Source organism: Haloarcula hispanica ATCC 33960 (assembly GCF_000223905.1).
Classification (GTDB): domain Archaea; phylum Halobacteriota; class Halobacteria; order Halobacteriales; family Haloarculaceae; genus Haloarcula; species Haloarcula hispanica.
In genome coordinates this window covers 2485810-2508280 of the sequence record NC_015948.1, presented here as the reverse complement: position 1 = coordinate 2508280, position 22471 = coordinate 2485810, and the positions used below count along the sequence as shown (strand labels likewise).

At 64.5% G+C, this 22471-nt stretch carries 23 protein-coding genes; 13 read left to right on the top strand and 10 right to left on the bottom strand.

Annotation, left to right across the window (positions count from 1 at the left end; translation table 11 throughout):
• Positions 1–80: 80 nt before the first annotated feature.
• Positions 81–1958 carry a PINc/VapC family ATPase gene (locus HAH_RS12570; RefSeq protein ID WP_014041263.1) on the bottom strand — a complete coding sequence of 626 codons (1878 nt, stop codon included), beginning with the start codon at positions 1956–1958 and terminating at the stop codon, positions 81–83.
• 119 nt (positions 1959–2077) lie between these two features.
• Here HAH_RS12570 and HAH_RS12565 point away from each other — a divergent pair, with 119 nt between their 5' ends.
• The 5 genes from HAH_RS12565 to HAH_RS12545 all read left to right on the top strand — a co-directional run bounded on the left by HAH_RS12565 (position 2078) and on the right by HAH_RS12545 (position 7224).
• The gene (locus HAH_RS12565; protein ID WP_014041262.1) at positions 2078–3160 is read left to right on the top strand and encodes a M20 family metallopeptidase; all 1083 of its coding nucleotides are present in this window, start codon (positions 2078–2080) and stop codon (positions 3158–3160) included.
• 98 nt (positions 3161–3258) lie between these two features.
• Positions 3259–4761: a carboxypeptidase M32 gene (locus tag HAH_RS12560; RefSeq protein ID WP_014041261.1), complete on the top strand. Its 1503-nt coding sequence runs from the start codon at positions 3259–3261 to the stop codon at positions 4759–4761.
• An 89-nt stretch (positions 4762–4850) separates the two neighbouring features.
• Positions 4851–5825, top strand: coding sequence for a methyl-accepting chemotaxis protein (locus HAH_RS12555; RefSeq protein ID WP_014041260.1), 975 nt, complete (start codon positions 4851–4853; stop codon positions 5823–5825).
• A gap of 98 nt (positions 5826–5923) precedes the next feature.
• Positions 5924–6739: an SAMP-activating enzyme E1 gene (ubaA, locus tag HAH_RS12550; RefSeq protein WP_014041259.1), complete on the top strand. Its 816-nt coding sequence runs from the start codon at positions 5924–5926 to the stop codon at positions 6737–6739.
• Positions 6740–6852: 113 nt separating this feature from the next.
• A complete protein-coding gene (locus tag HAH_RS12545; protein ID WP_014041258.1) occupies positions 6853–7224 on the top strand; it encodes a DUF5658 family protein in 372 nt (123 codons plus the stop codon).
• On the opposite strand, the gene HAH_RS12540 is transcribed toward HAH_RS12545, so the two are convergent.
• On the bottom strand, positions 7221–8132 hold the full coding sequence (locus HAH_RS12540; protein ID WP_014041257.1) for a cobalamin-binding protein: 912 nt from the start codon (positions 8130–8132) through the stop codon (positions 7221–7223). The genes HAH_RS12545 and HAH_RS12540 overlap by 4 nt on opposite strands.
• Positions 8133–8227: 95 nt before the next feature.
• On the opposite strand from HAH_RS12540, the gene HAH_RS12535 reads away from it, so the two are divergent.
• Positions 8228–8707, top strand: a complete 480-nt coding sequence (locus HAH_RS12535; RefSeq protein WP_014041256.1) for an RNA-binding protein — start codon at positions 8228–8230, stop codon at positions 8705–8707.
• A 26-nt stretch (positions 8708–8733) separates the two neighbouring features.
• On the opposite strand, the gene HAH_RS12530 is transcribed toward HAH_RS12535, so the two are convergent.
• Positions 8734–9153 (bottom strand): hypothetical protein, encoded by a 420-nt coding sequence (locus HAH_RS12530; protein WP_014041255.1) that lies wholly within the window; start codon positions 9151–9153, stop codon positions 8734–8736.
• 143 nt (positions 9154–9296) lie between these two features.
• Here HAH_RS12530 and HAH_RS12525 point away from each other — a divergent pair, with 143 nt between their 5' ends.
• The 3 genes from HAH_RS12525 (at position 9297) to HAH_RS12515 (ending at position 11488) form a co-directional block, all read left to right on the top strand.
• On the top strand, positions 9297–9656 hold the full coding sequence (locus HAH_RS12525) for a cell division protein SepF (RefSeq protein WP_014041254.1): 360 nt from the start codon (positions 9297–9299) through the stop codon (positions 9654–9656).
• A 123-nt stretch (positions 9657–9779) separates the two neighbouring features.
• Entirely contained in the window at positions 9780–10724 is a 945-nt protein-coding gene (locus HAH_RS12520; protein WP_014041253.1) for an ABC transporter ATP-binding protein, read from the top strand.
• The gene (locus tag HAH_RS12515) at positions 10721–11488 is read left to right on the top strand and encodes an ABC transporter permease (RefSeq protein ID WP_014041252.1); all 768 of its coding nucleotides are present in this window, start codon (positions 10721–10723) and stop codon (positions 11486–11488) included. Before HAH_RS12520 ends, HAH_RS12515 begins: the two co-directional genes overlap by 4 nt.
• A gap of 407 nt (positions 11489–11895) precedes the next feature.
• Here HAH_RS12515 and HAH_RS12510 read toward each other — a convergent pair whose 3' ends face one another.
• Both HAH_RS12510 and HAH_RS12505 read right to left on the bottom strand, forming a co-directional pair.
• Positions 11896–12288 carry a DUF5611 family protein gene (locus HAH_RS12510; protein WP_008308010.1) on the bottom strand — a complete coding sequence of 131 codons (393 nt, stop codon included), beginning with the start codon at positions 12286–12288 and terminating at the stop codon, positions 11896–11898.
• A 38-nt stretch (positions 12289–12326) separates the two neighbouring features.
• Positions 12327–13184 carry a DUF7093 family protein gene (locus tag HAH_RS12505; RefSeq protein WP_014041251.1) on the bottom strand — a complete coding sequence of 286 codons (858 nt, stop codon included), beginning with the start codon at positions 13182–13184 and terminating at the stop codon, positions 12327–12329.
• 149 nt (positions 13185–13333) lie between these two features.
• On the opposite strand from HAH_RS12505, the gene HAH_RS12500 reads away from it, so the two are divergent.
• The 3 genes from HAH_RS12500 (at position 13334) to HAH_RS12490 (ending at position 16234) form a co-directional block, all read left to right on the top strand.
• Positions 13334–14638 carry a PKD domain-containing protein gene (locus HAH_RS12500; protein ID WP_023843409.1) on the top strand — a complete coding sequence of 435 codons (1305 nt, stop codon included), beginning with the start codon at positions 13334–13336 and terminating at the stop codon, positions 14636–14638.
• Between the two features lie 455 nt (positions 14639–15093).
• On the top strand, positions 15094–15774 hold the full coding sequence (locus HAH_RS12495) for a hypothetical protein (RefSeq protein WP_044952029.1): 681 nt from the start codon (positions 15094–15096) through the stop codon (positions 15772–15774).
• Between the two features lie 166 nt (positions 15775–15940).
• Positions 15941–16234, top strand: coding sequence for a DUF6432 family protein (locus tag HAH_RS12490; RefSeq protein ID WP_004958397.1), 294 nt, complete (start codon positions 15941–15943; stop codon positions 16232–16234).
• Positions 16235–16256: 22 nt separating this feature from the next.
• On the opposite strand, the gene HAH_RS12485 is transcribed toward HAH_RS12490, so the two are convergent.
• The gene (locus HAH_RS12485; protein WP_014041248.1) at positions 16257–17435 is read right to left on the bottom strand and encodes an MBL fold metallo-hydrolase; all 1179 of its coding nucleotides are present in this window, start codon (positions 17433–17435) and stop codon (positions 16257–16259) included.
• Positions 17436–17505: 70 nt separating this feature from the next.
• On the opposite strand from HAH_RS12485, the gene HAH_RS12480 reads away from it, so the two are divergent.
• Positions 17506–18108 (top strand): hypothetical protein, encoded by a 603-nt coding sequence (locus HAH_RS12480; protein WP_014041247.1) that lies wholly within the window; start codon positions 17506–17508, stop codon positions 18106–18108.
• On the opposite strand, the gene HAH_RS12475 is transcribed toward HAH_RS12480, so the two are convergent.
• From HAH_RS12475 to HAH_RS12460, 4 genes are all read right to left on the bottom strand, one after another.
• Positions 18105–19715, bottom strand: a complete 1611-nt coding sequence (locus tag HAH_RS12475; RefSeq protein ID WP_014041246.1) for a hypothetical protein — start codon at positions 19713–19715, stop codon at positions 18105–18107. The two genes, HAH_RS12480 and HAH_RS12475, sit on opposite strands and share 4 nt — an antisense overlap.
• Positions 19712–20452, bottom strand: a complete 741-nt coding sequence (locus tag HAH_RS12470; protein WP_014041245.1) for an ABC transporter ATP-binding protein — start codon at positions 20450–20452, stop codon at positions 19712–19714. Before HAH_RS12470 ends, HAH_RS12475 begins: the two co-directional genes overlap by 4 nt.
• 283 nt (positions 20453–20735) lie before the next feature.
• The gene (locus HAH_RS12465) at positions 20736–22109 is read right to left on the bottom strand and encodes an RNB domain-containing ribonuclease (protein WP_014041244.1); all 1374 of its coding nucleotides are present in this window, start codon (positions 22107–22109) and stop codon (positions 20736–20738) included.
• A gap of 66 nt (positions 22110–22175) precedes the next feature.
• Positions 22176–22460, bottom strand: coding sequence for a DUF7562 family protein (locus HAH_RS12460; protein WP_014041243.1), 285 nt, complete (start codon positions 22458–22460; stop codon positions 22176–22178).
• Positions 22461–22471: the final 11 nt, after the last annotated feature.

Here is a 22471-nt window from a genome sequence, read left to right as displayed (position 1 = left end):
AGTTACCGGTGTCGTATCCTGCTGGACGATTCGACAGAGCGCTGGTCAAACTCCCGTGCGGCTGTCCTGCTCGCCGAACCCTACGACGGGACGACAGTAATCGTGCTGCCGCGGTCGATCGCTCGCTCTAGTTCCTCGGCGATGCCCGACCCGCGCGAGACCTGAATCTCGCCGCTGCGGGAGACCGTCGCGGTGAAGAGGTACTCGCCGTCGGCCTGCAGTTCGACCGTGTCGCCGGCGTGGCCGTCCAACGGGACGATGACGTGCCGGGAGGTGACTTCCGGCTGGACGATCTCGCCCTCCTTGCCACCTGACTCGGTCTGGGGGCCGCCGGAGGGACCTGACGGCCGTTCCTCGAAGGTCCGCACGTCGATGTCGATGCCGAGGCGGTTCTCCACGTCGGAGATGCGGCCGCCGCCCTTCCCGATGACCTGCGAGATGTCGTCGTCTTCGACCCAGACGACGGCGGTGTTCGGACCGCGGAGTTCGACCTCGACGTGGCCGCGGGCGATGGACCGGATCTCGCGTTCGACCTCCTGCTTGGCGAGGCGGTCGACGCCGGAGTCCTGCTCGTCCTCGTCGTCGCCCAGCGGGACCGTGACGACCTGGTTGTTGAAGGTGTAGATCTCGAACTCCGGCCGGTTGGTCTCGAAGTCCTTGACCATGATGACCGGTCGCGCGAGGTCCTCCTCCATGAGGCCTTGCGGGACCTTGACTTCGGTCGTCACGTCGTAGACCGTGTCGACTTCCCCGGCTTCGATGTAGACGACGGTGTCGACGATCTGGGGGATGAGACCCAGTTCGACGCGGCCGATGAGCCGCTGGAGCGCGTCGATGGCGCGGGTCGCGTGGACGACGCCGACCATGCCGACGCCGGCCAGGCGCATGTCCGCGAACACCTCGAAGTCGTCCGTTTTGCGAACCTCGTCGTAGATGGTGTAGTCCGGCCGGACCATCAGCAGCGAGTCGGCGGTCTTCTCCATGGAGCCGCCGAGTTCGGTGTACTGCGTGATGTTCGGGCCGACCTGGAGGTCCCGTGGCTTCTCCATCGTCTTGACCGCGTAGTCGGCGTCGACGAGGAACTCCCCGACCGCCTGGGCGAACGTCGATTTCCCGGCCCCGGGTGAGCCGGAGATGAGGACGCCGCGCTGGTGTTCGGTGAAGCGGTCACGGAGCTGGTCCGCGTACTCGTAGTCGTCCAGTTCGGTCTTGACGATGGGCCGGACGGCCGTGATTTCCAGTGCGTCGGCGAAGGGCGGCCGCGCGATGGCGATCCGGAAGTCCCGGAACTGGGTGATCGTCATCCCGGGCTCGTCGAGTTCGAGGAAGCCGTCCGGCGAGGCGCGCGCGCTCTCCTCGATGTCGGCGGCGTACTCCCGTAGCTCACTTTCGGTTGCAGGGTCGTCGCGGATCGGCGTGTACTGCATGTCGCCGATAGAGCCCTTCTTGGCGTAGGGCTGGACGCCGACCTTGAGGTGGACGCTCATCGTCCCCTCGTCGAAGAAGTTCTCGATCTGCAGGCGGTCGACCGTCCGCTTGACCGGCTCGACGAACTCCACTGCGAGCCCTTTCGCGCGGGCCACCTGGGCCTGCACGTCGTCGCTGGTCACGAGCGTGGCACCGCGGTCACCGGCGATGTCCCGGATGAGCGCGTCGATCTGCCCCTCGCCGGCCTCGCGCTTCTCGATGGCGTCGGGTCGTCGGCCCACGTACTCCACGTCGATAGTACCCCCCTCGGCCAGGTCGACGAGCGTCTGGAGCTCTTCAAGGCCCTCCCAGCCCGTCTCGCGGCCGTCGTTCGCCTGTGCTTCGAGTTCGCCGACGACGGCTTCGGGGACGACGACCGTCGCGCCGGCAAAGCCCATGCCGTCGACGTCGGTGTCGGGGTCGGCATCGGCCTTCACTTGGTCGGACACGCGGCCGTCGATGACCACGCTCGTGTCCGGTACGATTTCCATATCGGCCGTTGGAGACTGCCGTTGATAAGGGTATGGAGTCCGTGCCCTCTCCGTCCCTGCCGTCCGCGGGCAGGCTCACCTGCCCCGGATTTTTGCCGCTCCGGCACACGACCCACGGTATGGAGACGCTGCCGTCGCTGACTCGTGCCCTCGTTTCGATCCCCAGTCACGACGACGAAGCGGCTGCTGGGGAGTACATCCTGACGTGGCTCCGGGACCACACCGATGCGCAAGTCACCCGCGACGACCACGGGAACGTCATCGCCCGCAAGGGCCAGGCCGACGACTCGCTCGCCTTCGTCGGCCACCACGACGTCGTCCCGCCGGACGAGTCCCAGGTCGACGCCGACGGCGAGTACGTCGTCGAGGAACGCGACGGCCGTCTCTACGGCCGGGGCGCAGCGGACATGAAGGGGTGTGTCGCCGCGGCGTTGCTGGCCTTCCGGGACGCCGACCCCGCCGGCGAACTGGTCTTCGCTTCGTTCGTCGGCGAGGAACAGGGCGGCATCGGGTGCCAGGCCGCCATTGAGGACGGCTTCGCGCCCGACTACGCCGTCGTCGGTGAGGGGTCGACCGGCTACTCCGCACCAGGAACGACGGACGTAGCCGTCGCCCACAAAGGCCGGCGGGGATCGACTATCGTCGCCGAGGGCGCGGCGGCCCACGCCAGCGAACCTGAAGCCGGCGCGAACGCCATCTACCGCGCGACCGACGCCGTCGACATGGTCCGGGACCTCGACTTCCCCGAGACGACCGTCCTGGGCCACGAAATGAGCGGGAGTGTCGCCGTCACGGAAATAGATGGCGGCTCGGCCTGGAACGTCATTCCCGAGCGATGCGAGGTCACCGTCGACGAGCGGACAGTCCCGGGCGAGCGCGCGCCGCTGGACCGGGTCGAAGCTATCGACGGCGTCTCCTGGCGCGTCGACCAGGACCTCCCGCCGATGGCCTGTGGCGACGCCGACTTCGCGGAGCGGGTGCTGGACGCCGCTACCGCCGCGCAGGACGCGACACCTGAACACGTCGTCAAACCGCACGCGACCGACGCCGGCTGGCTCGCCCAGGCCGGGACGGACTGCGTGATTGTCGGCGCGGCCGAACCCGGCGAGGCCCACACTGGTGATGAGAGCGTGTCGCTGGCTGTGTTGGAGCGGTGTCGAGACATCTACGAGGACGTTGCCGAGTCGTGGCCGCCCGAGTGACTGTCGGCTGTTCCGCGCTGCCCTGATGTGTCCTGTTAGCTAGTGCACCCCTTACCGGCGGCGTCGGGCCTTTACGGTCACCGGCCTAACGCCGCCGTATGGCAACAGCGAGCGAGGACAGCGAGTCCACGTACGAGCAGTTCCTGGATCACGTCCGCCGCCTCCACTACGTCGAGGACGCCGGCGGCGTCCTCAACTGGGACCAGCAGGTGATGATGCCCGACGCCGGCACGCCGGCCCGGGCGAAACAGACCTCCGCCATCTCGACGCTCCATCACGATCTGCTTACCGACGACGATCTGGCCGACTGGCTGGACGAACTCGACGACGCCGACCTCGACCCCGAACAGGAGGCCGTCGTTCGGGAGGTCCGGCGGGACCACGAGCGGGCCACCAGGGTCCCCGCAGACCTTGTCGAACGCCTCTCCGAAGCGTCCTCGAACGCCCTGCCGGTCTGGAAGGAAGCCAAGGCCGAGGACGACTTCGACGCCTTCGCCGACACGCTCGAAGAACTGGTCGAACTCCGCCGGGAGTACGCCGCCGCCATCGACCCCGACCGCGACCCCTACGAGGTGCTGTTCGAGGAGTACGAGCCGTATCTCGGCATCGACACTGCCGAGGAAGTACTCACGAACCTCCGCGACGCGCTCGTCCCGCTCATCGACGACATCGCCGACAGCGACGTGACGCTTGCCGACCCATTCGAGGGCATCTACGACGACGACACCCAGCACGACCTCGTCGAGACAGCGCTTGACACGCTTGGCTACGACTGGGACCGCGGCCGCCTCGACACCGCCCCCCATCCGTTCTCTATGGGGACACAGTTCGACGCCCGCGTCACCACCCGATTCACCCCCGAAGACCCGCTGGACGCGCTTGGCTCGACCATCCACGAGTTCGGTCACGCCACGTACACGCTCGGCCTGCCACAGGAAGCGTACGGCACGCCGTTGGGCGACAATCGCGACCTCTCCGTTCACGAGTCACAGTCCCGCTTCTGGGAGAACCACGTCGGCCGCTCGCGTTCGTTCTGGGACTTCTTCACCGAGACGGCCAACGACCATCTCGGGACCGACGCCACCGCCCAGCAGTTCTACGAAGCGTTCAACGAGGTGTACGACGACAACCTCATCCGGGTCGAGGCGGACGAGCTAACGTACCACATGCACATCATCGTCCGCTTCGAAATCGAGCGAGACCTCATCCGTGGGGACCTCGCCGTCGAAGACGTGCCAGGGGTCTGGAACGACAAGATGGAAGAGTATCTCGGTATCCGCCCCGACACCGACGCCGAGGGCTGCCTGCAGGACATCCACTGGACCAACGGGGCCTTCGGGTACTTCCCCACCTACACGCTCGGGTCGGTGCTGGCCGCGCAACTGGACCACCACGCTCGGCAGGACATCGACGGCTTCGACGACCACGTCCGCGCCGGCGAGTTCGGCCCGATTCACGACTGGCTCACCGAGAACGTCCACCAGCACGGCGCACGCTATCGGACTGACGACCTCGTGGAAGAAGCGACGGGCGAGTCCTTCACCGCCGAGCACTTCCTCGACTACGCCGAGGAGAAGTACCGCGCGCTGTACGACTGCTGACACGACGGTCGACGAACCCCGTTCCAGATATCGACTCTGATACTATTGGGCAACTCGTTTTATATTCCCCTCCCATTGTGACGACTACTATGGCTGAGAGACCGACGGAAAATGTAACGAACCAAACAGGGACGGGGATCGACACGGACATCCAGGACGACGTCGCGGAGAATATCGACACGGAGGCCGGCTACAGCCACACTGCAGCGAGCGAGATCCAGACGATGCTGGCCGAGCTGGAGGGCACGTCGGTCGGAATCGCGGAGGAAACTGCCGAGATCCGCGAACAGGCCGCCGAGCAGTACGAGGGACTGACAGACATCGCAAACGAGGTGTCGAACCTCTCGGCGTCGGTCGAGCAGATCGCCTCGTCGTCCGAAGAGGTGTCCGCGGCCTCCCGCGAGGCAAAGGAACTCGCCGAACGCGGGCAGGGGAACGCTGACGACGTCCACGAGGCGATGGAGAACATCCAGCAGGCGGCCGACAGCGTCGCCGAGGACGTCAAGACGATTCAGGAGAGCGTCGAGGAGATCGACGAGATCGTCGACGTCATCAACGACATCGCCGACCAGACCAACATGCTGGCGCTGAACGCGTCCATCGAGGCCGCTCGCGCCGGTGAGGCGGGCGAAGGGTTCGCCGTCGTCGCAAACGAGGTCAAGAGCCTCGCCGAGGAGTCACAGGAGCAGGCGACGACCATCGAGCAGATGATCGACGGCATTCAGGACGACACCGAGAACGCCGTCGAGAGCCTCGAAGAGAGCAACGAAGAGATCGACGACGGTATCGACACTGTCGAGGAGTCGACCGAAATCCTCGAAGAGATCGACGACACCGTCCGCGAGGTCAACAACGGTATCGAGGAGGTCGCTACGGCGACGGACCAGCAGGCCGCCTCGACCGAGGAAGTGGCCAGCATGATCGACCAGTCCACGGACGCAGCCGAGGATATCGCCGACGGTACGGCCGACATCGCCGAGGAATCCGATGAGCAAACCGACCTTCTCACCGACATCAATCAGGCGATAGACGATCTCGTCGCGGACCTCCAGCGCAACAACTGAGCGGCGAACTGTCCCGGCTGTTCGGATCAGCTCTGCGTCCCGAACGTGCCCCCCGCGACGAACCCGTCGTTTATTTCTCCGGGTGGCGTACGGCCACTATGCGACCGGATCTGGATCCAGAACAGCTTGACCGGTACTCCCGGCATATCATCATGAACGACGTGGGGCCGGAGGGCCAGGCCGCGCTGCTTGACACCGACGTGCTGGTCGTCGGGGCCGGCGGCCTCGGCGCACCGGTCCTCCAGTACCTCGCGGCTGCGGGCATCGGGCGGCTGGGTATCGTCGACGACGACGTGGTCGAGCGGTCGAACCTCCAGCGGCAGGTCATCCACGGCGACGACGATGTCGGCCGACCGAAGGTCGACAGCGCCGCCGAGTTCGTCACCGGCCTCAATCCCGACGTGACTGTCGATCGCCACGACCTGCGGCTGGCGCGGGAGAACGCGACCGACCTGGTAGCCGACTACGACATCGTCGTCGACGCCTCCGACAACTTCGCCACGCGGTTCCTCGTCAACGACGCCTGCACGCTGTCGGGGACGCCCTTCACCCACGGCGCGATTTTCCAGTTCGAGGGCCAGGTAACGACGTTCTCCGGCGACAGTCCGTGTTACCGCTGTCTGTTCCCCGAAGCGCCGCCGGAGGGAACCGTTCCCGACTGCGCGACCGCGGGCGTTCTCGGCGTCCTGCCGGGCACTATCGGGTGCATGCAAGCGACCGAGGTCGTCAAGCTCGCGATGGACTACGGCGAGACGCTGGAGGGGCGACTCGTCGCCTACGACGCCGCCGAGATGTCCTTCGAGGAAATCCCCGTCGCCGCCAACCCCGACTGCCCGGTGTGTGGCGAGGACCCGGCCATCGCGAGCGTCGCCGACGCAAGCTACGAGGGACGCTGTTCGCTCGCCGAGGACTGACCGACTCGCTCTGTACTGACCGGCTCGCCCTGTACTCGCCGCCAGTTTTCATGGCTGATACTGTGGAAGCGAGCTTTATGCGCCGACAACCGCGAGTATCGGTATCCCCTCACATGTCCAGCCCTGACCACGCATCGCATCCCCTCTCGGTTCGCCTCCAGAAGTCCGGCTACGTCGAACTCGTGTTCTCGCTGGTGCTCGTCTGGGGCTTCGGTGACGCGCTGTCGACGCTGTTTGCCGCGCAGTTTGCCGGGCCGGGGCTGGAAGCAAACCCCTGGATACGGACCCTCCTTATCCACGAACCGCTGCTCGTAATCGCTTTGAAGATGGCCGTCGTCCTCTACGTCGGCGTCGTCCTGCTAGAGTGTCGCGACGTGGTCGAGCGGGTCCCGCTGTGGCGGGCCTGGCTCCTGTTCGTCGTCGCTCTCGGCGCGGCAGTCGTGGTCGGCAACACCTACGTCGGCCTAGCCGCGGCCGCCGTCTAGGCCCGGACCGTCCCGAGTTCGACCACGGCGTCCCGCGGCGGCGTTTCGAACAGGTCCGGGTGACACTGCGCCGCCAGGAACTCCAGTGTGTCCACCAGCCGCGGCCCCGAGCGGTTGACGTAGTGGTGGCCGTCCATGACGTACGCCCGGCCGTCCCGGACCGCAGTCAAATCGTCGAAGCCGGGCCGCTCGGTCAGGTCAGCGATGTTCTCGCGGGTCTGTGCCACGTCGAAGCCACAGGGCGCGGCCACCAGCACCTCGGGGTCGTAGTCGACGACCTCCTCCCACTCGCGGGGCCGGGAGTGAGCGCCCGCCTCTTCCATTCCATAGGTGCCGCCGGCTTTCCGGACCATCTCTGGCACCCAGTGCCCGCCGACCATCACCGGGTCGAGCCAGTCGAGCACCGCCACGCGGGGCGTCGTCTCGGCCCGCGCCGCTGTTGTCTCCACTGCTGCGACGCGCTCCCGGAGGTCCGCGACGAGGTCTGCGGCGCGGTCGTCGCGCCCGACCGCCGCGCCGACCCGGTGGATGGACTCGAACAGGTCATCGAGGCTGTGGACGTCCAGCGTCAGCACGTCGGCGTCCAGTCCCAGTTCCTCGACGGCCTCGGCGACGATGACGTGGTCGACAGCACACACGTCACAGACGCCCTGGGTGACGATGAGGTCGGGGTCCAGTTCTGCCAGCGTCTCGCGGTCGATGGCGTAGACGCCGTCGTCCTCCTCGGCGGCCGCGACCTGCTCGTTGATCTCGCCGCTTGAGGCCGTCGGGTCGACACGCGAGCGATTGACTGACGGCTTCTCGCGGGCCGCCGGCGGATGGTCGCACTCGTGTGAGACGCCGACCGGCTCGACGCCGAGCGCGTAGACGATTTCCGTCGCCGAGGGCAGGAGCGTGACGACTCGCATACCCCGACCTTGGACCGCGCGGACAAAAACCTGCGTCCGCCACACCGCCCGCGCGCTTCGTTACGCTTACCGTCTGTCGCCGAGGAGACGCGGGCATGGAAGTCAAGTCGCGACACCACCTCCGTTCGGACGAGGTCGACACCATCACGACAGCGCTGTCGGAGAACCTCGGTGTCGAACTCGACGCGGACAGCTTCGAGAAGGTCGAGTTCGACGACAGCGACTGGGATGTCGTCCTCGTCGACGGCGACCCGCTCGTCCTCTATCTGAACGGCGAACCGTTCCTGACCGTTCAGGGAGCTAATCAGTACCCACCGGAGAAACACATCGTCACCGTGGACGCCGGGGCCGTCTCCTTTGTCTCGGACGGCGCTGACATCATGCGGCCGGGTATCACCGAGGCCGACGACGACATCAGCGAGGGCGACCTGGTCGTCATCAACGAGGAGTCCCACGGGAAGTTTCTCGCTGTCGGCCGCGCACAGACCGACGGCGACGACATGGTCGGCGACAGCGGAAAAGTCGTCAAGTCGCTGCACCACGTCGGCGACGACCTCTTCGAGTTCTCGGTGTAGCGCAGTCCACTGGTATCGCACTCCAGTCACACCAGCGGCCGAAGCCCGAACCGGTCGAGGGTACGGTCTATGCCGATTCTAGCAACCGCTTCGGCCACGCCAGCGCTCACGGCCACCCCGAGCAGCAGTGGCCAGACGGTGAGATACGACGACAACGGGTGGAGATGCGTCCCGTAGAACCACTGCGACACCGTGTTGCCAAGCAGCCAGAGCGTCACGAGGACTGGCGTAACAAGCGAGAGGCGGCTACAGAGATACAGCGGGACGGCACCTGTGAGGACCATCCCAACGGCGGCGTAGCCGGCCCCGAACGCGAGTGTCGTCGGGTCCTGCGACGAGAAATGGACGCCGCTTGCAAACAGCCACGACAGCACCCCGATGGCATAGACGACGCCACCGACGGCTGCGACGGTGCGGGGAGTCGTTCTGATGGAGGGCGGGCGCATCGCTGTCGGTGTTTGCTCCGCCGCTGAATAACGTTTTGTGTGGGACTCGCTGTTCCTGCTCGCCACCACGGCCGATCAGGGGTGCTGTGGCGATACGTTCGATGGACGAAAAGTTGAAACGGGTAGCGCACGCCGTGAGTGACATGGGACTGATGAGCAAGATCCTCGGAGAGTCTGGATCCTCTCGGAACACCGAGGATTACGTCGAACTGAACGCGAACGAATTCGAGATGACCGGGACGGAACTCGAACGCCAGGTTCGGATCGCCCGTATCAGCGACAAGCAGGACGTCATCGACATCAAAGACGCCGTCTACGACGGTGACGTGGTCGTCGCGGACATCACGCGCCACTCCACGCAGGACCGTACGATGGAACACATCAGCGACGAACTCAAGCAGGTCGCCAACGAGGTCGGTGGCGACATCGTCCAGAAGGACGACGACCAGCTCATCATCACGCCGGCTGGCGTCGGCATCTCCCGGGAACGCCTCGGTCAGTAGGATTGTGACAGCCCGGCCAACGGGACCTCGCCGTTCGGTCGATCTTGTCAGCTTGTATCAGTCTAACTGCCGGTTTTCGGGGGCTTCAATGCGTTTTTCGGTGTCGCCACGCTAAGGGCGGCAATGACTGAACCGGCGATACGCGCCAGTGGATTAGGGAAGCGCTACGGCGACGTCCAGGCGCTCGACGACCTAGAACTGACAGTCGAGCAGGGCGAGTTCTTCGGGCTGCTCGGGCCGAACGGAGCCGGCAAGACGACGTTTATCAACACGCTGGTCGGCCTCGTCCACAAAGACGCGGGGACCGCCGAGGTGTTCGGCTTCGACGTGGAGGACGACTACCGGGAGGCCCGCGACCGCATCGGCGTCGCGCCACAGGAGTTCAACGTCGACCGTTTCTTCCCCATCATCGAGGTGCTCGAACACAAGGCGGGCTACCACGGCATCGGTCGGGCCGAGGCCCGGGAGCGCGCCGAAGACGCGCTGAAGACGGTCGGTATCTGGGACAAGCGCGACACACGCTTCGACTGGCTCTCCGGCGGAATGAAACGGCGGTTCGTCCTCGCGCGCGCGCTCGTTTCCGACCCCGACCTGCTCATCCTCGACGAGCCGACGGCCGGGGTCGACGTCCAGCTCCGGCACGACCTCTGGGATATTATTAACCGGATGAACGACGCTGGGACGACGATTCTGCTGACGACCCACTACATCGAGGAGGCCGAACGCCTCTGTGACCGGGTCGCAATCATGGACGACGGGCGGAAAGTCGAAGTGGCGACCCCCGACGACCTGATGGCCCGCGGGACGGACACTATCGTCCTCGAACTCGCCGAGATGCCGCGGACGGCCCCGCGACTCGACGTGGAGGGGATCACCGACGTCGAACTGACTGACGAGGGTCTGGCTGTCACGGCGATGGGAGGGAGCCAGACCGCGCCGGCGATCATGCGCGACCTCGAAGCGCAGGGTCACACCGTGACCTCGCTCGATATCCGCCGCGCGTCGCTCGAAGAGGTGTTCGTCGACATGACCCGCGACGACCGCGAGTACGCGGAGGTGTCCGCATGAACGCGAACGCGACGCAGTTCCTGACACTTGTTCGGCGGGAAATCCTCCGGTTCGTCCGCCGGCCGTACAACACCTTCCTCCCGCCGATTATCACGAACGCGCTGTATTTCTCCGTGTTCGGCGTGATTCTGGGGAGCCGGATTGGGGAAATTGCGGGCGTGAGCTACCTCCAGTTCGTCCTGCCCGGACTGGTCGTACTCGGGGCCATTTCGGACAGTTTTGAGAACGCCTCCTTCACTATCTTCCACGGGCGCTGGAATGACTACATCCAGGCTGTTCTCACTTCTCCGATGTCGAACCGGAGCATGGTGGCCGCCTATGTCTCGGCCAGCGCACTCCGGGGGGTCGTCACGTCACTGCTGATCGTCGGTGTGGGCCTGATATTCACCTCGGTTCCCGTCGCCAACCCCGTGTATCTCGTCTCGTTCCTGCTGGTGATTACCACACTGTTCGGCGGGCTCGGCGTCATCGGCGGCCTCTGGGCGAGCGACTTCGACTACCTGACAGTGATGAACCAGTTCATTCTCCGGCCGCTGGTCTTTTTCGGCGCGGTGTTCTACTCGCTCGAAGTCCTCCCGGCGTTCTGGCGGAACGTCTCGCTTCTCAATCCCATGGTATACATGGTCAACGGCGTTCGCTACGGCATGATCGGCGTCACCGAAATCGATCCGAACACGTCGCTGGCCGTCCTGACCGGGACGACCGTGGTCGTGCTGTCAATCGACTACGTGCTGTTCAAGCGCGGTTACGGGCTCGCCGAGTAGCGCCGTTCTGACTCTCGAATCTTTCCGATCAACGGCTGCATTTTGTCGTCGATATCGCGCCGATGAAACGGGAATGCCGGCTCGGTAACTGACCTGGCCGCGCTCGAATGCCGGATTGGGTCCGCTCCGGCGGGCGGACAAACTATGACAGGCTGCCCCGGAGCTGGCTCCGTGGCAACACGAGGGGTGTCTCGTGCCCCGGATACTTGTGCGCGCCTCCGGGTGAGGCGTATGTGAACCTATGCCACAAGCGTATTTAGATGTGACGCCCGTCTGACGCTGCGTGATACTGGCGGTACTCAGTGTCGATATCGAAGAATTTCCGGATGGCTACGCGGGCCGTGCCGAACCGATACGCAGTACCAGCCTGCCGGCACTCGCGGACTGCGTGCGCCCGACGACCGTCGTTAGACGTTGTCCGGGGCGTCGGCGTCGTCCTCGACCGAGCGCTTCAGTGAGTCGCGTCGTGCCTTCGCGTCGCGGTCGGTCGCCTCCTCCAGGAAATCGTTCTTGATAGCGACGGCGTCCTCGGCCGCATCGACGTTGCCCTCGGCGATGACGTCCTCTGCCGGTCGCTCGTCGATGTGGAGTGCGATCTTGTCTTTCTTCGAGCCGTACTCGACGCGGCCCGCGACGACCCGGTCAAACACGGGGTTGTCGGGGTCGTCGACGACCAGCAGGTCGTTGCCTTCGTACTCTTCTGTATCCGTTACTTCGCCGAAGTACTCCTCGACGAACGCTTCCATGTCAGGGACGCGGTCTTCGAGATGCTCGCCCCGTCGCATCTTGTACTCTCGCATGGGCGAGTTTTTGCGAGGGGCTGTCTTACCCTTTGCGTTCACTCCTCGCCCCGGGTGATAAGTGACCCTTTGTGACACTCCGGACAGAAGTCCCCAGCGCGCAACGACGTCGATTCCACCTCGGTGGTGAACCCACACTCCGGACAGGCGAACTCGCCTTCCGGAACCGTCACGGCGCTGTCGCTGGTCGGTTCGACGCTCGAATCGTCGTCCGTTCCGGTATCGACCGGCATCGTCTCCGGCGACCAGCCGTCCCCGTCGTCCCCCGGTTCATCGGGCCATTCGCCCGGCTGGCGGTCGTCGCCGGCCGACTCCGATTCCTCTTCCTCGCCGAGAATGAGCCCGTCGTCTTTCTCCGGGTCGGTCTCGTCTTCGGTTACCGGCTCCTCGCCTTCGGCGTCCGGGACGTCGACCGTCGTCGTCGGCTCGTCCAGTTCCACGTCGCCGCTTTCTTCCTCGCCATCGTCACTGTCGTCGATAATCTCGGCGTCGTCAGCCGACGGATCAACCGGTTCCCCGGCGTCTACGCTTTCGTCGCCGATTCCTGTGTCGTCCGGTGCTTCGACCGGGTCGTCGACGCTATCCCAGCCACCCGAGCGCTCCGATTCCTCGTCTGTGGGTTCGGCCGCGCTATCAGCAGGTTCGTCTTCTGGCGGTGACTCGGTCCCCGCCGTTTCGGATTCGGACTCGTCTTCGACGAGGTCGCTGGCGATGTCCGACGGCGTCTCGATTGCCGTGACCTCCTTGTTCTCCGAGACGATCCGCGTATTTCCACACCGCTCACAGGTCTCCCGTTCCTGGATGGTGATGACGACTTCGCTACCCTGCTCTTCGCGCTCGCGCTCGACGGTGGTCTCACCGTACTTGTGCCCGAGGACGGAACATTTGAGACCCATTGCCAGAACTTCCCACCGTGGCGTACTTAAACCCTGCCCGTTGGCTCCACCGCTCGTGACAGAACGCTACCCTGTTTCGCGACGCTGCTACATTAATTTCAGCACAGCTTGTGAAATTTTATAACTGGAAGCGGTACTACGTTACGCCAATGCAGCGGATGACGACGCTCGTGGTGTCGGTCCTCGCCCTCTCGGCGCTTCTCGGCGGGACAGCGGTGGCGACCGGGAACCAGCCACCGCTTGCCGACGCCGGACTGGACCAGTCCGTCGAGCGAGAGACGTCGGTCCAGTTGGACGCCAACGGCTCGCGCGACCCCGACGGCACAATCGAAGATACCGAGTGGTCCATCGAAACGCCGGACGGCACGACGCGCACGCCCGACTGCCAGACCTGCGTCCAGACGACGTTTTCACCAGCCGACACCGGCCAGTACAACGTTACTGTCACCGTCACTGATGATGACGGCGCGTCGCGCTCGGACACGCTCCACGTCGACGTGGTGGCCGCTGGTGGGCCGTCAGTCTCGATGTCGGCCCCGTCTGCGGTACCCGCTGGCCTCCGGCGGAATCTGGCTGCAAACGCGACTGCCGGTGATGCCGACCTCCGAACGCTCGCGTGGGTCGTCAACGGCACCGCCCAGAACCAGACACGACTCGCCGGTGAGAACGGGACCGCGACCATTACGCACACGTTCAACGACTCCGGCTCCGTGTCCGTCCGTGCGGTCGCCTACGATGCCGACGGACGGCGCGGCGTCGCTAACCGGACGATTCGTGTCGCCGACTCGTCCGGCAACGGTGGCGGCGGCAGTAATTGCCCGGGTGGTAGCGGAAGCTACTACGTCGACGGGCAGAACAAGGGCTGTACTTCGGCCGCGATGACTATCGGCGACACCATCGTCGACACCGACGGCCGGGACGGTTTGTGGATGTACGTTGACAATGAACTCACTAAGATCATCGATGAAGAGAACATGAACAAGTACTCCGAGGACGGTTACGGAGGCACGTTCAGTAAGGAGACTATCGATGAACGAAAAGACGATATAAAGGAGCGGAGTTCCGTTGCGGAAGAGCCTGACGACTCCAATGATGACGGTTCTGGTGATAGAAGTACTAGTGACAGTCGTAGTACCCGACCGGCCTCCAGCGTACCGAACAACTTGATAAACCCAGATGGGGGGAGTGGTGATGACGATGATGGCTATGATTGGTCTTACGATAACGGCGGTGGCAGTAGCAGTGATGACAGCAGCAGTAGTGACGATAGCGACAGCAGCAGTAGCGAAGGTGATGGCGATGACGATGATGGGGGTTTCTTGGATGGACTAACTGGTGGTGGAGACAATGACAGCGGCGGCGATGACAACGATGATGACGGTGGTTGGTTTGGTGGCGGTGGTGATGATGATAGCGATGATGACGGCGGCGGCGGAGGGTGGAGCTTCTGGTAATGCCTTCTGTTCTAAACTCTAAAGCTAGTGTTTATAAACTAAGTAGATAAATTCTAAATAGAATGTGGCGAAAACAGTGGGCTGGAAAAGAAGTCTCATACTTGTTAGCGACGACTGCACTTTCTCTTATGCTCCAAGTCTCTGCTCCGGTAATCATATGGGCAAGTACCATGCGTATGCGGACAAGTCCCAATGGATGTCAAGTACTTAGTCCTGAGATGGGTTTGTCAGCATCCAAAGCATGTTCCCTATGTGGACTTGTCTTCGCTGTCCCCCATTCGCGGAACCGCATTTTTCAATGCTGGTGGTGGGGCTGTGCGCGGTGCGCTATTTACAGGAGTGGACAGAAACGGGTCGGCAACAGAGCCAACGCTAGTCCCGAATTAAGATCTGACTCATCCACTTGTTGATAAAGAAAACAAAGAAAAAGACGCCAACAATGAAATTCAAGAACCATGACTAATACTAAAATAATTCTTAGCGGTGTTGCTATCGCTCTATTAATTATGTCTGCCGGCTGTTCCGCGTTCCTAGGTGGAAGTGGACCAGCCAAGCAGACAGATACGCCGATACAGACGCCAGAACACACACAGGGGGCTACTGAGGCCCCAGCCACAACATCTGAGCCGACGGAGGCCAAAAGTACGCTTGTGGCTACTGAGGAATCAAAAATAGAAACTGAATCCAACAGCGAGAAAGAACTTAGTAAGGCAGAGAAATTTGAGCGGTTCGATGAGCATATGCAGCGGATATATCACGAGCTTGATTATAACCGGTCTGCCGAGACAGAAGCCTTCCCTGAAAATGATTCATACCACATGACGATTCAGATGCGGGACACCACGAACCGTACTAAAACTGTAGATGACCGGCTTGACCCACTCTGGAACTACTATGTCATTGTGGAAGACTACAATGACGACGATGATAGTTATTCAGACCGGGACCACACGTACATTCCTGATACGGTCAATGTGACGTTCACTACGGAAGACGGCGGGGTGTTTGAAACAACTCACATCAAATATATTTGGGCGTACAAGTACTATACCGACGAATGGTCGCTCCGAGTCTTCATGGCAAAGTATGGCTCTACCACTGAAGAGGGGCCAGCTTACCATGAAAAGGGACGATAGCGAATCACTCGGTTCGGAATCATAAGTCACAGCGAGTTTGTCGCTGACGACCGCTCCGATCAGGGGTCTGACTTACCGGTTCAGCAGTTTATACCGTGTCGGATCAGGTTCCCAGATTAGATTCACGAGGGACAAAGATTAGACCCAGCCGGTTTTAGAGGGACATATGAGAGCGAAGCCGGAGTATCGCGACCGGGACGACACAGAGGTTGCGGTGCTCGATGCGCTCGCTGACCGCCGTGATGAGGGGATGACCGTCTTCGAGCTTCGGTCGCGGACGGAGGAGAATATCGACCGCATCGAGGACGCGCTCGCGGCTCTCAAGGCGGACGACCTCATCGAGGTCGAGGACAACGGCGAGCGAACCGTCATTCTCCCGGGCGAGGGCGTGGTGGGGGAGTCGTTGCCCGACGAAGACGAATCGATTCTGGATCAGATCCGCAAGCGACTCCCGTTGTAGCCGCTGTTGTGTCGTGGCGGTGTCACACCGCGTCCGACGGCGCGGCCGCGCAGTTGTTCGGACCGAGTTCGAGTTCGAACGCGGTGTCGTCGTCGGCCGTCTCCGTTCCGAGATTGATGGCGATAATCCGCTCGAAGTTGGCGGGGCGCGGCGGGATATCGTCACAGGCGTACTCCACGAACGCCTCGCGGTCCATCGCGAACCCCGGGAGCCGGTCGCGGAGAGTCCCCAGGGCAGCGGTGAATGTACCGTCGTCAGCCGGCGTTGTCGACTCGCTGTAGTGGCCCGGAGCGACGACTGTTTCGCCGGGTAGCGTTGCGAGTCGCTCGGTCAGCGTTCGGTGGAGGTCGCGGGCCAGATCCCTCGCTCCGTCAGCGCCAGCTTCCAGGTCTGGGCGGGCGACGCTGTCGAGGAAGACGCTGTCGCCGGCCAGCAGCACGTCACCGACGGTGAAGCCGGTCATGCCGGTCGTATGCCCGGGTAGGGGACGAGGCTCCAGTGTGGCCGAGCCGACGCGTAGCGTTTCGTCGGCGGCCAGTGCGGTCACGTCGTCGACACCGCGGGCGACCGCTCGTTCGGAAAGGATCGGCTCGGCACCGGTCTCTGCGGCGAGACGACGGACGCCGCTGACGTGGTCGGCGTGGACGTGCGTGTCGATAGCGTGGGTGAGCGAGGCGTCGTGGTCGGCGGCGTCGGTGACGTACCGGTCGGTGAACGCTCGGAGCGGGTCGACGACAGCGGCCGAGCCATCGCTGACGACCATGTAGCCGAGACAGCCGGACGACGGCCGGCGGTACTGGAGGACGGTTGCGGCGTCGCAGGTGATCTCGCGGGCCTCGTAGAGCCGCGCCCACCCCTCCATGCCGTCGCTGAGGTTCTGTGCCTCGATGCCGTGTTCGGTCAGCAGGCCGGCGACGAAGGCGCTGGCCTCGCCGCGGCCACAGACGACCGTTATCGGGCCGGTGCCGGCCACGTCGCCGACGATGTCGTCCACTTCGCCGGTCACCTTCGCCTGAAGGAACTTCGTAAATGGGAGCTGTGTCGCCGTCACCGAGTCACCGCGAATCCGCCACTGCTCGTACTCGTCACGGTCGCGAACGTCGAGTAACCGGAGCGACTCGCCGTCGTCCAGTTCCGCCTGCAACGCCGCTGCCGATAGTGACGGCGGGTCCGTCGGCGGGTCAGGGTAGTCATCGGCCATACCGACACTAGCGCCGCCCGGCGGATAAATCGGGCGGGGATTTCAAGCCCCTGCCGTTCCCAGCAGGCGTATGGACGCCGGAGCCACTATCGATGCCGTTCGCGACCGAACCGAGACGGAGCGAGACAGACTGGGCTCGGACAAGGTTCTCATCGCCGCGACGGATGCGACGCTGGAGACTGAGGCGGTACTCACGGCAGCGTCGACCCGCGAGTCGGGGCTTGCGGATATCCTCGGTCGATGGGCCGACGAGTCTGACAGCGACGTGGCGACGCAGTTCGGGGCAGCCGCCGAGGCTGCGGCCGAGCGGGCGGACCGCATTGACGCGGACGCCGGTGACCCCGATGGGTTCATCGACCACCTCGAAACCGTCAGTGGGACTGCGCGGCGCGTCGGGGCCGGCCTCGTCGCTGCGCCGCTGCTCGCCGACCGGTTCTACCTGCAGGTAGTGAGCTTCTTCATCAACGAGGCGGACGAGCAGCGGGCCGATACGTTCCGCGAGATTCGAGGGGAGGCGTCGGCACTCGACGACGGGGAGGCCACTCTCGGACACCTCTCGGAGTCCGGGCGCGAGACGGCAGCCGCGGCCGCGACCGAAGCCATCGAAGCGGCGTACGACGACTACGCGGAAACGCTGGAGGCGATGGGACTGGACCCGAAGCCCATCTGCTAGTCGAGTCGGTAGGTCGCGACGCGGTTGGCGGCATAGAGGAAGCCGGCGACAGCGCCAGCGACGGCGATTGCGGCGCTCGCTACCAGCCCCCCACCGAGAAGGAGCGCGTCATCGACCGGTAGCGCGAACAGGTCTCGGACGGCGAGCAGGTACGCCAGACTCCCCGGCGCGACGGCCACGCCGAGAACGAGGAAGTACAGTCCGAACGCCCAGCCGCTCGGGACCACCACTTCGCGGCCCTGCACCGACGAGGATTCGAACTTCGGGAACACGACGCCGGTGCCGACGGCGATGGCCGGCGCGGCGAGGGTTGCCACGAGTGCGAGTGAGAGTCCGACGGCGAGCGTGACTGGCGGTGTCCCGGCCGCGATACCGAGGCCGACGACCAGTAGCGTCGTCACCACGACGCCGGGGAGCGCGCCCGCAAGGACGAGCCCGGCGACGAAGGCTCGGCCGGAGACGTTAGCGGTCAGCGTCAGCGGCAGTACCCCTTCCTCGCCGCCGAGCGGATTGAGCGAAAACGCGGCCCCGAACGCCGCCGCGCTGGCGAGGCCGGCGCTGAGCGGGAGCGTCGGCGGCACTACCCGCTCCAGAATGACTATCTGGAGGTGATACACCAAGAAGAAGAACGGCATGACCGCGAACTGGACGGTGACGGGGGCTCGCTTGGCTCTGAGCCACGACTTCTGTGCGACTACGCGGGTCGCGGTTGGGACCCGCCCCGCCAGCAGACGGTCCGAGAGCGTTCGCTCGTCGGCGTCGAACTCGTGGTCGGGCTGGACCGGATCGGCATACCAGGCCCGCCCGGCCAGCCACAGACACGCGACTGCGCCGACCGGGAGCGCGCCGAAAATCCCCGCTGTGGCGACGACGGCAGCGACCGAATTGCCGCCGGTCCCCAGCACGAGCAGGACTACGTCGGCAGGCCACGAGAGCGGTGACTGGGTCGCCAGTTGGAGCACGCGAAGCTGTACCGTCGGAACGGCCGTCATCGCGACCCAGCCAAGTGGCAGGATGAGCGAGACGGCAGCCCCGACGCTCGCGCGGTGACTGGCGACGAAGGCCGAGCGGTTCGCCACCAGTTTTGTCACCAGCCCCAGGCCGAAGCCGAGAACCGTCCCCAGCAGGGCGACCGCGACCGACCCGACGAGCGCCACGAGAGCGACGAGTACCCCGGCGTCACCGGCTGCAAGCCCGCCTACTAGCGCCACAATCGGAATGGCGAGCGCGAGCGACACGCGACCGGCCTCGGCGGCGAGCAGCCCGGCCGCCGCGTCCTCGTAGGGGACCGTCGTCAGCAGGCCGTCGGCGGCGTCGGGCTCGCCGGCCGATTTCACCGTGTGCTGGAGCGTGAAGAAGCCGACGAGTCCGAGCAGTCCGACGATACCCGCCGTCGTCGCAAGCCTGACCGTGTGGGGGTCGCTGTCGGCCAGGGCACCGCCGAAAAAGAACGCCCCTGCGCCGATAGCGAGACTGTATATGCTGATGCCCAGCCCGCCGCCGAGGAATATGAGTGCGCCGCGTGTTGTCCCCTTGAGCTTGCGCCAGGTACGCCGCAGTTCCGTCCGCGCGATCAGTCGTGTCCGTCGTCCGCTCGGCCGTCTCATCGCTCTCCCGGGTGCTCGCTGGTCACGTCGAGGAACACGTCTTCGAGCGTGCTCCCGGACTCGACGCTGTCGGTCAGTTCATCGGGAGACCCCTCCGCGACGAGGTCGCCGTCGTACAGGACGCCGACGGTGTCAGCCAGCTCCTCGACGACGGGCAGGATGTGCGTCGAGAGAAAGACCGTCGTGTCAGCGGCCGCGACTTCGCTGATGGTGTCACGCACTGTCCGGGCGGCCCGCGGGTCCAGCCCTGAGGTCGGTTCGTCCAGAAAGAGAACCTCCGGCTCGTGCAACAGCGCCTGGACCAGCCCGAGCTTCTGTTTCATCCCCTTCGAGTACGTCTCGACGCGCCGGTCGGCGTCCTCGTCGAGGTCGAACCGGTCGAGCAGCGATTCCACGCGGCCCCAGTCCTCGTGCCCGCGCAGGCCGGCGACGTACTCCAGCTGCTCGCGGCCGGTGAGTTCGTCGTACAGCGGCGGCTCCTCCGGCAGGAAGCCGATGTGTTCGACCACCGCTGCGCGGTCGGCGACCGACTCACCGGCGACCCGCGCGGTGCCGCTTGTTGGGTTCGTCAACGTCGTCAGGATGCGAATCGTCGAGGTCTTACCCGCGCCGTTGGGGCCGAGGAAGCCGAAGACGCTCCCACGCGGGACCGTGAGGTCGAGGTCCGCTATCGCCGAGACCCCACTGTAGCGCTTCGTCAACCCCTCGGTGACGATTGCGGGTGCTGGAGGGCACATACGGGCAGTGCCGTACCGACTGTGAAAAGGTCTTGCTGTTGCTATGTGCGACTCTCTGGGATGGTTGTTTGGTGCTGCTACGGCTTTGTGGTGATATTTGAACAGCCAGAAAGCCCCCGCGCTATCGGCTCCTGCGCCTCGCTGCGCGCGCTTCGCGTGCTTGCGTCGTCGGAGTTCGCCGATAGCACGGCCCCTTTCAGTCCCACCCAGCCGGGGCTTTCTGGCTCCCGACGGCCGTAGCTGCAGAACCATGCACAACAGAACCCGATACTTTAGCTAGCCGTTACTCTTCAACGGCTGCGTCGGCGGCATCGGCTTCAGCGTCTTCATCCTCGCCATCGTCATCAGGATTCTCGACGACTTCGATACCGCGGTTGTTGACCGCTGACGGGTCCAGACCGACCTCCTGCAGGAAGTTCTTGTACTCGCGCTCGCACTGCTCGGCGTCCTTCTGGCGGTCGCTGGCGCGGTCACACAGCGCGACGAGGTCCTCGGGCACGTCGTTGGTGTAGACGATCCAGTGGTTGATGAGGTCCGACAGGCGGCGGATCGGCGAGGTGAAGTGGCCGTAAATCTCGAAGTTCAGGGCGTGGTGGCCGCCGAAGGGGTCGTTCATGTACTTCGCGCGTGGCATGACCTTCATCACGGCCCACTGAATCTTGTCGAGTTGGCGACCGGGGGCCTGTTCGAGCGTGGCGTTGACGGCCTTTCGCGGGTCGTCCCAGGCGTCGCCGGGGATGGAGACGCCGTCGAGTTCCTGAATCTCGACCAGCGCCTCGTCCCACTCGTCGGGGCTCGGCTGTGGGTGGACGCGGTACATCGCCTCGACGCCGCGGTTCCACATCAGCTCGTGCGTGACGGCCTTGTTGGCCTTCAGCATACACTCCTCGATGATGGTGTGGGCGCGGTCGCGGGCGGGGTTGAGGACGAGCGAGCCCTCTTCTTTGCGCTGCTCGTGCATCCGGTCGGCCAGTTCCCAGACGCGCTCGGTCTTCTCCGCGAGGTCGACGCTCTGGTCCTCTAGCACGTCTTCTGCGGTCTCCGGCTCGTCCAGCAGGCGCTCGGCCTCGGTGTAGGTCAGGCGAGCGTCCGAGCGGATGACGGACTTGTAGATGTTGATCTCCTCGTAGCCGAGGTTCTCCTTGTCGAGGTGCATCTCGACGGTGTGGGCCAGGCGGTCCTCGTTGGGGACCAGCGAACAGACGGTCTCGGCGAGGACGGGCGGCAGCATGTGGACGGTGTAGGCCGGGAGGTAGACGGTGTTCCCGCGCTCGACGGCCTGCTCCCACATCTTCGTGTCGGGGTTGACGTAGTGAGTCACGTCGGCGATGTGGACCCAGAGGACGATCTCGTCCTCGCGCTCCTCGATGGAGATGGCGTCGTCGAAGTCCTGGGCGTCGATGGGGTCGGTCGTCCAGGTCGTCATCTCCCGGAGGTCTTCGCGTTCGTCGACCTCGTCCTCGATTTCGGCCTGGACGCCCTGCGTGCGCTCTTTGGCCTCCTCCAGTACCTCGGGCGGGAACTCGTCGGGGATGCCGAACTTCTCGAACAGTTCCTCGCGCTTGTTCTCCAGATGGCGGGCCATCTCCGGGTCGATCTCGACGGGGCCTTGCCCCTCGGCGGTCCCGGCGGCCGCTTGCGCGTCCTCTGTAGTCATGTCACCCGGTACGAACAGGGCGTAGTTAGGGCTGTCGGGGTGGGACTGGGCCGTGACTTCCGCGTCTCATTCCCTGTGCGTGTCGCCCTCGGAGAGTTCTCGGAACCGTCTCAGGAAGGTCTCTTGGTCGGTCTCGCCGGCCCCGGCGGCGTCAAGCGTCGTTTCGAGGCCGTCCCGCGGCTGCTGGCACAGGTCGGCAAAACAGGCTTTACAGAGGTGCTCGAACGTCTTGTTCCGGCGGTCCCACCGGTCGCCGTGTTTGTCGTACTCGCGGGCCTCGGACCGTGGGACGGACTCCCCACACGCGATGCAGGTGACTGACTCCCCCCGGGAACTCCGGGACCCGAACATACGAACCAGTT